General features: G+C 63.1%; 8 protein-coding genes. 6 read left to right on the plus strand and 2 right to left on the minus strand.

Features of this window, described 5'->3' with window-relative positions; all coding sequences use genetic code 11:
* Nucleotides 1-6 precede the first annotated feature (6 nt).
* From glyA to PanNE5_RS14150, 3 genes are all read left to right on the plus strand, one after another.
* Nucleotides 7-1,254 carry a serine hydroxymethyltransferase gene (gene glyA / locus PanNE5_RS14140; protein WP_017234250.1) on the plus strand — a complete coding sequence of 416 codons (1,248 nt, stop codon included), beginning with the start codon at nucleotides 7-9 and terminating at the stop codon, nucleotides 1,252-1,254.
* A gap of 18 nt (nucleotides 1,255-1,272) precedes the next feature.
* Nucleotides 1,273-1,755 (plus strand): transcriptional regulator NrdR, encoded by a 483-nt coding sequence (gene nrdR, locus PanNE5_RS14145; protein WP_017234249.1) that lies wholly within the window; start codon nucleotides 1,273-1,275, stop codon nucleotides 1,753-1,755.
* Nucleotides 1,756-2,456: 701 nt separating this feature from the next.
* Entirely contained in the window at nucleotides 2,457-5,975 is a 3,519-nt protein-coding gene (locus PanNE5_RS14150; RefSeq protein WP_157211480.1) for an autotransporter outer membrane beta-barrel domain-containing protein, read from the plus strand.
* Between the two features lie 216 nt (nucleotides 5,976-6,191).
* Here PanNE5_RS14150 and PanNE5_RS14155 read toward each other — a convergent pair whose 3' ends face one another.
* Together PanNE5_RS14155 and PanNE5_RS14160 are read right to left on the minus strand one after the other, a co-directional pair.
* Nucleotides 6,192-7,256 (minus strand): porin, encoded by a 1,065-nt coding sequence (locus PanNE5_RS14155; RefSeq protein ID WP_017234248.1) that lies wholly within the window; start codon nucleotides 7,254-7,256, stop codon nucleotides 6,192-6,194.
* Nucleotides 7,257-7,775: 519 nt separating this feature from the next.
* Nucleotides 7,776-8,705 (minus strand): LysR family transcriptional regulator, encoded by a 930-nt coding sequence (locus PanNE5_RS14160; protein ID WP_017234246.1) that lies wholly within the window; start codon nucleotides 8,703-8,705, stop codon nucleotides 7,776-7,778.
* Nucleotides 8,706-8,880: 175 nt separating this feature from the next.
* Here PanNE5_RS14160 and PanNE5_RS14165 point away from each other — a divergent pair, with 175 nt between their 5' ends.
* The 3 genes from PanNE5_RS14165 (at nucleotide 8,881) to PanNE5_RS14175 (ending at nucleotide 13,142) form a co-directional block, all read left to right on the plus strand.
* Nucleotides 8,881-9,762: an NAD(P)-dependent oxidoreductase gene (locus tag PanNE5_RS14165; protein ID WP_261938180.1), complete on the plus strand. Its 882-nt coding sequence runs from the start codon at nucleotides 8,881-8,883 to the stop codon at nucleotides 9,760-9,762.
* Between the two features lie 102 nt (nucleotides 9,763-9,864).
* Nucleotides 9,865-11,379 carry an aldehyde dehydrogenase family protein gene (locus tag PanNE5_RS14170; protein WP_261938181.1) on the plus strand — a complete coding sequence of 505 codons (1,515 nt, stop codon included), beginning with the start codon at nucleotides 9,865-9,867 and terminating at the stop codon, nucleotides 11,377-11,379.
* 395 nt (nucleotides 11,380-11,774) lie between these two features.
* Complete coding sequence (locus PanNE5_RS14175; protein WP_017234243.1) at nucleotides 11,775-13,142, plus strand: DUF3100 domain-containing protein; 1,368 nt, start codon at nucleotides 11,775-11,777, stop codon at nucleotides 13,140-13,142.
* The last annotated feature ends 88 nt before the right edge of the window (nucleotides 13,143-13,230 follow it).

The raw sequence follows: 13,230 nt of genomic DNA on the forward strand, positions 1-13,230 counted from the left end.
AACGCCATGTTCGACAAATCGAAATCCACCGTTGCCTCCGTCGATCCCGACGTTTGGGCTGCGATTCAGAAAGAAAATCAGCGTCAGGAAGACCACATCGAGCTGATCGCATCGGAAAACTACACCAGCCCGGCCGTGATGGAAGCGCAGGGCTCGCAACTGACCAACAAGTATGCGGAAGGTTATCCGGGCAAGCGCTACTACGGTGGTTGCGAGTATGTCGACATCGTGGAACAACTGGCCATTGATCGCGTGAAGGCGCTGTTCGGTGCCGAAGCCGCGAACGTGCAGCCGAACTCGGGCTCGCAGGCTAACCAGGGCGTGTACTTCGCCATGCTCAAGCCGGGCGACACCATCATGGGCATGAGCCTGGCGCACGGTGGCCACCTCACGCACGGCTCGCCGGTGAACATGTCGGGCAAGTGGTTCAACGTGGTGAGCTACGGCCTGAACGAGAACGAAGACATCGATTACGACGCTGCCGAGAAGCTCGCGCAGCAGCACAAGCCGAAGATGATCGTGGCGGGCGCCTCGGCCTTCGCCTTGAGGATCGACTTCGAGCGTATGTCGCAGATCGCCAAGTCGGTCGGCGCGTACTTCATGGTCGACATGGCGCACTATGCCGGTCTGATCGCCGCCGGTGTGTACCCGAACCCGGTGCCGCATGCCGACTTCGTGACGACGACCACGCACAAGAGCCTGCGCGGCCCGCGCGGCGGCGTGATTCTGATGAAGGCCGAGTTCGAGAAGCCGATCAACTCGGCCATCTTCCCGGGCATCCAGGGCGGCCCGCTCATGCACGTGATCGCCGGCAAGGCCGTCGCGTTCAAGGAAGCCGCGTCGCCGGAATTCAAGGCGTACCAGGAACAAGTCGTGAAGAACGCCCGCGTGATGGCCGAGACGCTGGTCAAGCGCGGCCTGCGTATCGTGTCGGGCAAGACCGAATCGCACGTGATGCTGGTTGACCTGCGCGCCAAGAACATCACCGGCAAGGCCGCGGAAGCGGCGCTGGGCGAAGCGCACATCACTGTGAACAAGAATGCGATTCCGAACGATCCGGAAAAGCCGTTCGTGACGAGCGGCGTGCGTCTGGGCTCGCCGGCCATGACGACGCGCGGTTTCAAGGAAGCTGAAGCCGAACTCGTCGGCAACCTGATCGCCGACGTGCTGGAAAACCCGGAAGACGCCGACAACCTGGCTCGTGTGCGCGCACAAGTGGCTGAGTTGACGAAGCGTTTCCCGGTCTACGGCTAAGCCCCGGACGCCGCCCGCATGCGCTGCCCGTTCTGCCGTCACGACGACACGCAGGTCATCGACTCGCGTGAAGCGGAAGATGGCGCCGCCATCCGGCGGCGCCGGAAATGCCCGGCGTGCGACAAGCGTTTCACCACGTACGAGCGTGTCGAGCTAGCGATGCCGGCGGTCGTCAAGAAAGACGGCAGCCGCGCCGAGTACGACCGCGCGAAGGTGCGCGCCAGCATGCAGTTGGCGATTCGCAAGCGCCCTGTGAGTGCCGAAGCGATGGATGCCGCAATTGCGCGCATCGAATACAAGCTGCTGGCCGGTGCGGAGCGCGAGGTGATGAGTCAGCGTATTGGCGAATTGGTGATGCGCGAATTGAAGCGGCTCGACAAGATTGCGTACATTCGCTTTGCGTCGGTGTACCGCAGCTTCGAGGACATTGCCGAGTTTCGCGATGTGCTCGAGGAAATCGACAGCACCGATGTCAAGCCCAAGCGTAAGCCGGTGGCCTGAGTCGACGGCGATGCGAGAGCGCGTATGAGCTTGCGCTGGCGACCGTAAGGCCCGTTTGCTGTAAAGAAGGACAGGAAACCCGTCGTGTCTGAAAGGGCACGGCGGGTTTTTTTATGGCGCTCCCAGTGCTTTAGGGAACGTCAGCGTGCGCAAGGGCGAGAGCGCGCTAGGTGGCGGTATCTCGGCCAAGTATCGCTTCTGAGCCTGCGTACCCACGTCAGGCGGGCGAAGAATCGTCCTGTTGTGACCAAGCGGAAGTGAAGAAACCCGTCGTGCCTGAGAGAGCGCGGCGGGTTTTTTTATTGGCGCTGGGTATAGGCATTCGGCTCGCATTGTCCGGCCGGAACGCGGTGCAAAACGCATGATGCCGAGCAGAAATTTTTCGTTGGGATATCTCCCGCTTGGTTTCGATATCCGTTGTTTGCGTGTCGCATGCTTCGCATGATTGGGATTTTAATGATGGGATGTATTGAATTATTGGGACCTTCTTCTTTTTTGATTTTGAATATTTAAAGAATTATCCCAACTTATTGATGGATTGTTTTCTTGGGTTAAGTACCAAAACTCAATGACTTTGCGTCGATTTCGATAATCCGAATTTTAGACTTCGTGAGCCTTGACGCACGCCGTCGTGTCGTGTCGTGTCTGGAGCGTGATGGAGCAATTCGTCACTTTTCACGAATTAATTTATGGATTATCGAATGCAAAAGAACCATCCGAAGTCGAGCGCGCTGCGTCAGACAAAGATTTGCATGGCCGTCGCGGCCGTAGTGACCGCAGCAGCACTGCCGGGGTATGCGGCGGCGCAAACCGGGCAGAAACAATGGCAGGAGGATCGGACCGCTCGTCTGGGAAAAATTGATACCGATGCCAAGGCTGTGACGCCCGAACTCCAAAAGGCCATTGCCACGCGGCGACTTGCGGAACGTATGGCTGAGCAAATGGAAGCCGCCTCCGCCGTCATGGATTCCACGGCTACGTGGAGTGACAAGAGCTTGGCGCTTGAATTCGTAAGTGCCGCCGTCGGTTCCATTCTCACTGAAACTGCCGATGCTTCCATTTCCACTGACGGATTGTCAAAAAAGACGGCGCTCGCGACGCTGAAGTCGAGGATCGATGTGGCCGCGAAGGCAAAACATGCTGGGCGGGCAGAAGCATACGGTGACCTCGCAACCGAGATCAACAAGCACGCCACTTTTGCAAAGGCGAGTGCCGATGCCGTCACGCCGCTGCAACGCTCGGCCGATTTGTTGGCACTGAAGCAGGCGCGTGTGCAAGCCGCCGGGACAGAGGCGGCACTGACGGCGCTCAAGAATACGCGTCAACTGGACGCGGCCACGCCGAATGCTGAGAAGCAAGTCGCGCGTTTGACTTGGCACGACAAGCATCTGACCAACTTCATGGGGGACGAAGCGAATTCCGATACGCATGCCGTCATCGGCGCCGACACCACGCTGGAGATCACGAGTGCCTCCGGGAGGTCGTCGGATGCGATCCACGGTGTCGTCGGAGGCAAACGGGACGTGGGTACGCTTTACGTCGCCGAAGGCGCCGATCATGACGTTCTCGTCGCCGGTACGGGTAAGGAACTGATCGTTCATCGTGCCATCGAGGGTGCGGGCGATCTGTCCATTTCGGTCGTCGAGGGGGGCGCGCTGACCTTCGCCGCGCAAGGTGAGAATCAGACCGGTGCCATCTACGCGGAGAACGTTGCGCTGTCCGCGACCGGTGCAAACGGAAAGATCCAGTTCAATGAAGGCACCAGCGCCGGATCGGCAACGATTGCACTCAATAACGGTGGCGAACTGGTGTTCGGAACGAACGCCAATGCAGGCAACAGCCAGATCACTGTCGGCATGGCGGTGACCCAGGGCGATGTCGATGCCGCCCTGCTGGCGAATCCGAAATCCGGGCTTGGCGTTGCCGCCGCTGGGAAGCTGACGGTCAGTGATGCCTCGGCGGGCGACGCGACGGTCGTCAATTTTGGACTCGCATCGTTCGACAAGTCGAAGCTTCAGAATCTGGCGTTGCTGAATGCCGGCAAGACGACGCTCAGCAATCAATCCGAGGGCGGCAAGGCGGAAGTCATTAACCTTGGCGGCGCGACACTGGACATCGCCGATACGAAGCTGCAGCGCATGACGCTGACAAACGCCGGTGAAGTCACGATGTCAGGCAGCACGGTCGCGGGCGAAGCGACCATCAACCTCGTGGGCGGTTCTCTGGACGTGTCGGCGATTGCGCTTCCCGCGGCGGAGCCGAGCGATCCCGTTGTCAAAGCGCTCACTATCGGCTCGCTGACGGGCAGCGGCGAAGTTGTTGCCGGTGAGACCACGATTCGCCTCGGCGCATTGCATCAAGACGACGTGTTCGACGGCCGCATTCTGAGCGTCAAGGCTGCAGTGTCGGATAGTGACGACGTTACGGTCAGGCTGGACACGTTCAACAAACAGCCGCTCGCGCTGGGCGACGCGCCGTTGAGCCACCAAGCCGACGCGATCTCCGATCCACCCACCCACCTGCAAGTGGTCAAGGTGGGTAACGGCAACCTGACGCTGACCAACGACCAAAGCGCCGTCAAGCGCATGGAGATCGAGGCCGGTACGTTGACGGCGGCGCACGCCAATGCGATGGGCTCGGGCACCGTGAGCGTTGCCAGTGCGGGTACGGTTGCGCTGGGCGCAGACGTCAGCGGCGTGACCGACATCACGAATGCCGGCACGATTGAACTCGGTACGAACAAGCTGGCGGTGCGCAAGTACGCGTCGAGCGAGGGGGCGAAGATCAACTCGCGTGTTGCGAAGCAAGGTGAAGACCTGGCGTTCGGCGCGATTCAAGTCTCGGAAAGCAGCGATTTCCGCGCGACCAAGATCAACGTCGCCGTCGATGACGGCATCGAAGTCGCCGATCTGCTCAAGCAGCAAGTGACGGTCGTGGATGCGCCGGGCGACGCCGACGTGCAGATCGGTGAAGTCGAGTTCGGCAGCATCGCGACTGGCGATGGTGCCGATGGCGGCACCGATGGCAATACCGGCGGTCGAGTGACGATTACCGAAACCAGTGCAGTGAATTTCCTCGGGGCAGACGGCGGTTACAACGCCAACGAGCAAGCGGTGCTGGCCTCGGTCGACGGCGTGGCGTTGGGCGATCTGGCCTTGGGCAAGATCGGGGGCAGCGTGCTGTCGGCCATGGCGTTGCAAACGGCGGGTTCGGAAGAGCAACGTCGTTCGGCGCGTCTGCTCTCGGGTGAGTCGCTGGTGAACAACGCGACGACGGCGCAAGGGTCGGCTACGTCATTCCAGCGCGGCATGCAAACGCGCATGATCGCCGGTGGCACGATGTTCGACGACAAGACGGCGAACGGCGCGATGGCGGCGGACAACGGCATCGCGGGTTGGGCCTCGTTCAAGGGCGGCAACGCGAGCCAGCGCGGCGACGGCATGTCGTTCGACGTGAAGGGCCTGGACGGCGCGATCGGTATCGACAAGCGGGTGGGCCAGAATACGCTGGTGGGCGCGTCGATGGGCCTGGGCAACCAGGAGTCGAAGGCGAAGGGCATGCCGGGCGAGTCGAAGGTCAACAGCGTGAGCGTGGGCCTGTACGGATCGCACCTGAGCAGCGCGAACTGGTTCGTGAACGGCGCGTTGTCGTACACGAATCACAGCGTGAAGACGGATCGCACGGTGGCGGCGCGCAATGCGTCGGCCCGCTTGACGGGCAAAACGAGCGGTCAGACGTTCGGGATGTTCGGCGAGGTGGGTAAGCGCTTTGGGGTGTCGGGCGTGAACATCGATCCGTCGGTGGGCGTGCGCGTGGCCTCGACGCGTCTGAACGCGTTCGACGAAACGAACCGGGATGGCCAGGGTAACGACGGCCTGAAGGTGGGATCGCAAACGCAGACCTCGACGCGCGGGGTGTTGGGCGTACGACTGTGGAGCGAAGTGGCGAGCTTTGCGGGCGGCAAGGTGGCGCCGTCGCTGCGCCTGTCGTACGAGCACGAGTTCGGCAACACGCAGAGCCGCCTGACGAATGCGATCTACGGCGCGCCGCGTGACTTCACGGTGAAGGGGCCGAAGTTGGGCCGGGACATCATCGCGGCGGATCTGGGTGTGGACATGCAGATCAAGAAGCAACTGGAAGTGCGCGTGGGCGGCAACGTCAGCGTGCGCAAGGGCGAAAGCGCGATGGGTGGCGGTATCTCGGCTAAGTATCGGTTCTAAGGAAGTCGGCAAGACGCTTTCCTCGCAAGGGGAAAGCGCAGATCGCCTCCGAAGACGATTCAGATCGCGCATCGCGCAGTCATGATCGATGCGTTATTGGCCGAATACATTTGGGTCGAAACCCCCGCTACTTATCGTCAGGAAAAAGCCGTCCGGCAATGCGCCGGACGGCTTTTTCGCATCTCGCGCCCGGGGGCTCGCTACTACGCCGCCTGATCAGAACGAATGCGACACGCCGACATAGGCGCCGGTCTGGCCTTTCCCTGCGGGCGGGTTGTCGAGCGAGTCGCTCGGAATGGCCGCGACCGAGAAGTTCTGGTTCGAACTGTTTTTCACGTAAGCGAGGGTGCCATACAGGAACGTGCGCTTCGACAGGCTGTACGTCGTGCCCACCTCGAACATCGTCGCGTTGCCGAAGCCGCCCGGCACGTTGACATGATAAACCGCCGCATTAGCGGCCCAAACCGGGGTGGCTTGATACCTTACGCCGGCCCAGTAATGGTCGGCACGCGTGGCGAAGTCGGGCGCGGGCGCGTCCGGCGCGGACATATGCGTGTAGCCGAGTGAAATCGTGAAGCGGTTCAGGAACACATTCGCGCCGGCGAAGTACTCGCGCGACGTGGCGAAGACATCAGTGAAGCGCCCCGTGCTATCGCGAATTTCGTCATACAAGGCGCGCAACTGGAACCGGTCATGCGTGTAGGTCAACTGGGCCCCCATGCCACGCCCGTTGTTGAACTGCCCGGCGATGTTGGAGAACGCGTATTGGCCCGCCACGTCGAAGCCGTACCAGTTCGGGCTCTGGTAGTTGACGGTGTTGCTCGCCTGCGGCCAGTTACGCCCGCGCACGAGCGACGCCGAGGAGAAGGCTTGCTGCTGGAATGGATCGAAGTCCCAGACCCCGTTGCTGATGAACAGATTTCGCCCGATCGTCAGTTGCCCCCACGAGCGGGAGTTGAAGCCGACCAGCGCGCGCCGGTCGAAGATCGAACCCGCGCCATTGTTGTTGAAGCCGTTCATCAACTGGAAGCCGCCTTCCAGGTTGAATACCGCATGCAATCCTTGCCCGAGATCCTCATAGCCGCGCAGGCCGAACAGGCTCGTGCCGTAGTCGCCGCCTTGCGCGCTCCAGCGCGAGACGGTGCCGCCGTTGCCGTCCTGAAGGTGGTTCATGAACTGAAAGCCGCCATCGACGCGGCCATAAAGTTGCACGCTCGACTGCGCGTGCGCAAACGTGCCGATGCTGCAAAGCAGGCTCGCTGCGATGAGCTTCTTTTTCATGGTCTGCTCCCCAGTTGCGTTTTGCCCCGCACCTTCTTGCGCGGTTATGACCGTCGTCGTCGCACAGCGTCCAAGCGAAGACAACACGAGATGTCGTCGAAAAAGCTTGAAAAGCCTGAAAATTCGTTACGAGTGACAAAGCATCGGGAAGCGGGCACGCCTGGGCAACGGGCGCCGCATGGGGGCATGCGGGCGGTTGCGAGTGATGCCGTCACGCTCTGGTTGTCAGAGTTCATCGTCATGGCAGTCCACTGGCGTAGCGTCGTCGGCGGGGCGGCGCCAATACAGGCGCACACGCGGCCATACGACCGGATTCAGCTGGCGAGGCGGCAGGCGATGCTTCGCATGTCATGGACTGCGACGCAACGAGCCGTTATCGCCCGGATGGCTTCATTTATAGACGAATTCCCCCGCGCGCAACATCGGGGAAAGGCTTAATACGACGATTGTTGCGTGCCAGCAACCGAAGCCGGGCAACGCGGCGACCGGGTCCATGCCCGTCGACGTTGGCCGTTCACGTCAGTCCGGGGCGCCAAACGCTTCCATCTTGCTCGCCAAATGGGTCAGCAAGCGGTTGGCCGCGCCGGACAGCCGCCGGCCTGTGCGCGTGACGAGATGGGCTTCGGCCTGATTGAGAATCGGGTGATCGATCGGCAGCGCGCGCAGCTCGCCGGCCTCGATCTCCTGTGACACGGCAAACGCGGGCAGGAATGTGGCGCCCAGTCCGGCGCGCACGAAATGCTTGAGCACGGAAATCGAGTTGGTCGTGACCGCGGGCGTCAGCCGATACTTTTCCGACTGCTCGGCCAGCGCCATCAACTGGCGGGTGCCATACGCCCCATGCATAAGGGCGAGCGGCACGTCGTAGAGCGCGTCGAGCTTGAGTCCCCCGGCCGCGCGACACCGCTCTACGAGCGGCGAGTCGGGCGCGACGATCGCGTGCACCGGTTGGCGCATCTGCGCGCGCGACACGATCTTGGGTTCGATCGGGGGGTTATAGACCAGCCCGATGTCCGCATCGTCTTCCGCGACCCGCCGCATGACTTCGTTGGTTCCCGCCAGATCGAGCGTGAGCGTGATGTCCGGATAGCGCTTGCAGAAGTACTGCAGCGGCGCGCCCATCAGATCGCTGACGAACCCCTCGCCGACCGCCAGCCGGATATGCCCGCGCCGCAACCCCCGCACCTCCTGCAGCTTGGCAAGCAAGTCCTCCTGGTGTGCGCGCTGTTCCCGGTAATACTCCATGAGCAACCGGCCGGCCTGCGTCAGATGGACGCCGCGTTTGTGACGTTCGATCAACGGTAGCGCCATTTCGGCCTCCAGCAGGGCGATCTGACGGCTGACGGCCGAAGGGGCAATGTCCAGTCTGTCCGCCGCGGCGCGCACGGTGCCGCACTGGACGGCTTCAAACAGATACAGCAGTCGGTTTTCGTTGATGGCAGGTGTCATACCCTAAAGACTAATTTTTAGAACAAAAATCTTCAAGCGTTGTCATTGAGCGTCGTTTTTTTTCATCCCACACTGCCAATCAATGTCCAAGCGTTGGCCGGCACGTTCGGCCGACGAAGCAACGCGATGTCGCCCAAGGGGGAGACGTCATCCTCGCAGTCAATCTGGAGTCAACATGAAAATCATCGGAGTGGTCGGACTGGGCAACATGGGACGCGGCATGGCGCTGTCGTTGCAGCGCGGCGGTTTCACGGTGCTCGGCTTCGATCCGTCGCCGGCCGCCGGTCGCGCCTTGGCCGACGCGGGCGTCGGACTGCGGGCGTCGGTGGCCGAACTGGCCCGCGAAGCCGACGCCCTCGTGCTGTCGCTGCCGACCTCGCAGGTCGTCGAGGCCGTGGTGAATGGCGCCGATGGGATTGCCGCGAACGGTCGCAAGGGCCTGATCGTCATCGACACCTCGACGGCCGATCCGGCAAGCACGCGTGGACTGGCTGCCACGCTGCGCGAGAAGGGTATCGCGCTGGTCGACGCACCGGTCTCCGGCGGCCCGAAGGGCGCCCTGAACGGCGCGCTCACGATGGTGCTGGGCGGTTCGGTGGAGGACATCGCGCGGATCGAACCGGTGCTCGCCGCCATGTCCGCCAAGCGCGTGCATATCGGCGACGTGGGCGCCGGTCACGTGACCAAGCTGATCAACAACCTGATGTGCGCGGCGCATCTGGTCGTGGCGGGCGAAGCGATGCGTCTGGCCGAAGCCGCCGGCGTAGCGCCGGCGCAAGTGCTGGAGGGGCTGAATGCCGGCTCGGGCCGCAGCGGTGTGACACAGACCAACTACCCGACGTGGATCCTCAACAACGCGTTCGACTCCGGTTTCACGATGAAGCTCATGCGCAAGGACGTGCGTCTGGCGATGGCACTCGCCGAGCAGACGGGCACGCTCGCCACGGGACCGCTCTCGGCCGAAGTCGGTCGTCTGTGGGCCGCAAGCGCGGCAACGGTAGGCGATGACGAGGACTTCAATCGCATCGTGCAGTTCATCGAGCCGGGCCGGGCGTGATCGCGCGTCAGCCCGCTCCGGCATTACGCCGGGTCGTTTGATTTTCCATTGTTGTTTGACGAAACGATGCGCCCGATGCGGCGCGTCGCACGGAGTGTTCTCATGGCAGACCCACAAGCCGCCGCTTTGCTCGGCGCATTCGCAAAGTTCTTCCCCAAGGCCACCACCCTCGGCTCGTTCGTGAATGGCGAACTGCTCGAAGGCACGGGTGACGCGAACATCGAGATCGTGAACCCGGCCACCGGCCAGACGGTATTGTCGTATCGCGACGCCGGTGCCGCCGTCGTGGCCCAGGCGGCCCACGCCGCGCAAGCCGCGCAGAAAACCTGGTGGGCGCTGACCCATGCGGCGCGCGGTCGTGTGATGCAGGCCGTCGGCAGCAAGATCCGCGAAAACGCCGAAGCGCTCGCGCAACTCGAATCGATTGGCGCGGGCAAGCCGATTCGCGACTGCCGCGGTGAAGTCGCCAAGGTCGCCGAGATGTTCGAGTACTACGCGGGCTGGACCGACAAGTTCTATGGTGATGTCATCCCCGTACCGAGCACGCACCTGAACTACACGCGTCGCGAAGCGATGGGCGTGGTGTTGCAGATCACGCCGTGGAACGCCCCGGTCTTTACGTGCGGCTGGCAACTTGCCCCGGCTATCGCCATGGGCAACGGCGTGCTGCTCAAGCCGTCGGAACTGACCCCGGCCAGCTCACTGGCGGTGGCCGAACTGGCCGAGCAGGCGGGCGTGCCGCGCGGTCTCATCAACGTGCTCGCCGGTTTCGGTCACACCACCGGTCAGGCGGCGATCTCGCATCCGGTCGTCAAGAAAGTGGTGTTCGTCGGCTCGCCCGCCACGGGCAGCAAGATCGCCGCGGCCGCCGCGCAGCGCCTGCTGCCGAGCGTGCTGGAACTGGGCGGTAAGTCCGCCAATATCGTGTTCAACGATGCCGACCTGAAGCGCGCCTGCCTCGGCGCTCAGGCCGCCATCTTCTCGAGCGCGGGCCAGAGCTGTGTGGCCGGCTCGCGCCTGCTGGTGCAACGCGGCGTGTACGACGAGATGGTCGACATGCTCGCGCGCGGCGCAGAGAAGATCCGCGTGGGCGAGCCGCTCGACGACACGACCGAAGTCGGTCCGATCTGCAACCGCACCCAGTATCAGCACGTGATGAACATGATCGACGCAGGCGTCGCGGGCGGTGCACGTCTGGCGGCCGGCTCGCAGCAGCGCAGCGACGGCGGTTTCTTCGTGCGCCCCACGGTGCTGGCCGACGCGACCAATGCGATGGGCGTGGCGCGTACCGAAATCTTCGGTCCGGTCGTCGTGGCGATCCCCTTCGACACGGAGGAAGAGGCGCTGGCGATCGCCAATGACAGCGAGTTCGGCCTGGCCGGAGCGGTGTGGACGCAGGATGTCGCGCGCGCGCACCGTGTGGCGGCGCAGGTCAATGCCGGCACCTTCTGGATCAACGGCTACAAGACGATCAACGTGGCGTCGCCGTTCGGTGGCTACCACCATAGCGGTTACGGTCGCTCCAGCGGCATGGAAGCGCTGTATGAGTACACGCAGACGAAGAGCGTGTGGGTCGAGACCGCGGCGAACCCCGCCACGCCGTTTGGCTACGTCTGATGCTGGTCCGCGGCGAGCGTAGGGCCATCCGGGGGGAAGGGGTGTCGTCATGCGTTCGGTCGTCGGGGGCGTCGCGTCGACGGGGGCGCGCTGGACCGGGGCGACGGTCGTGAGACGCCGCTTGGTACGGAGCCGTTTCAGCCCGTGAGATTCGGGGCCGAAACGGCCATTTTGGCCGCGTATAATGCCGCCCTCGGGTGGTTCGGCGCGGAACGCTGTTGCTGTCACCGAGGCGTGCCAACCTGGCGAGCCGTCAGGCGTCATGGGGAAGTCCGACGGTCTGGGGACCGGACGGATGGCGTGCCGAATTTCCTTAACCACCGAAATGTTCGTACACCTTCCGGGTCACCGGACGGCACCGGACCGGTTCAATAGCATGTGCAGGGGAGACCCAGATGGCAGTCATGGAAAAAAGCGCGGGCCAACCGCAAGGGGGCGCCTTCAGCGATGGTGTGCGCCTATATATTTGGGCAATCGTGATTCTCGTCATCGCGGAGCTGATCGGGGCGATCAGCATCAATGCGGGGCACGGCAAGATCGTGTTGCTGCCGATGGTCTGGGCGTTGCTGCTCGGCGCGGCGTTGGGTTTGTCGCAAGCGCGTCTGCCGCGTTTTGCGCAGATCAACCTGCCGATGCAACACAAGGCGTCCGCCATTCTGCAACCGGCGCTACTGCTCTTCGTGGCCAAGCTGGGGCTGCTCGTGGGGGGCTCGCTGCCCAAACTCGTGGCCGCCGGTTGGGCGCTCGTGTTCCAGGAGTTTGGCCATTTCGTGGGCACGATCATCCTGGGCTTGCCGGTCGCGCTGATGCTCGGCATCAAGCGCGAGGCCATCGGAGCGACGTTCTCGGTCGGTCGTGAGCCGAGCCTGGCCATCATCGGTGAAAAGTATGGCTTCGATTCGCCGGAAGGCCGTGGCGTGCTGGCCGAGTACCTGACGGGCACGGTGTTCGGCGCAGTGTTCATCTCGCTGTTCGCGGGCTTCATCGCCAGCCTGAATCTGTTCCACCCGCACTCGCTCGCCATGGGCGCCGGCGTGGGCTCGGGTTCGATGATGGCCGCTGCCGCCGGCGCCATCGCCGCGCAGCAAACGCCGGAAGTCGCCAAGGAAGTGGCCACGTTCGCCGCCGCATCGAACCTGATCACGACGACCATCGGCACGTACTTCACGCTGTTCATCTCGCTGCCGCTCGCCGTGTGGGGCTACCGCGTGATGGAGCCGGTGCTGGGCCGCATGAGCCGCCGCGGTCGCGCCAACGCCGAAGCCGCTGCGGTGGCCGATGCCGACGCCGCCAAGGAACTCAAGGAAGCGAGCACGGCGCACACCGTCGAAATGAATTTCGGTGCACGTTTGTTCGCCTGGGTGTTCTCGGGTGCGCTGGCGCTGGTCGGTAACACCATCGCCTTCAAGACGCCGTTCCTCGACGGCGTGCCGGGCATGGTCATCATGATCGGTGCCGTGATCGTGGGCGAGGCGCTGTACTACGTCACGCGCCGCAAGGTGCCCGCCGTGTGCTGGGTGTCGCTCATTGCGATGTTCCTGACGTCGCCGGCTTTCCCGTTCGCGCCGATCGTCGAGCAGTTCACCGGGAAGATCAACTTCCTCTCGTTGGTGACGCCCATGCTGACGTACGCCGGTCTGTCGGTCGCCAAGGATGTGCCGGCGTTCCGTCGTCTGGGCTGGCGCATCGTGGTCGTGTCGTTCCTCGCGAACGCCGGTACGTTCCTCGGTGCTGCGCTCATTGCCGAGTTCTTCCACGTGTAATACGTGCCTGTTGTGCGCGGCGGTGACACGCCGCACGCATGACGCGCAAGCGAATACGCCACGGCATGCCGTGGCGTATTTTTTTGCG

Origin of the sequence: Pandoraea sp. NE5 (genome assembly GCF_024363545.1) — a bacterium.
Classification (GTDB): domain Bacteria; phylum Pseudomonadota; class Gammaproteobacteria; order Burkholderiales; family Burkholderiaceae; genus Pandoraea; species Pandoraea cepalis.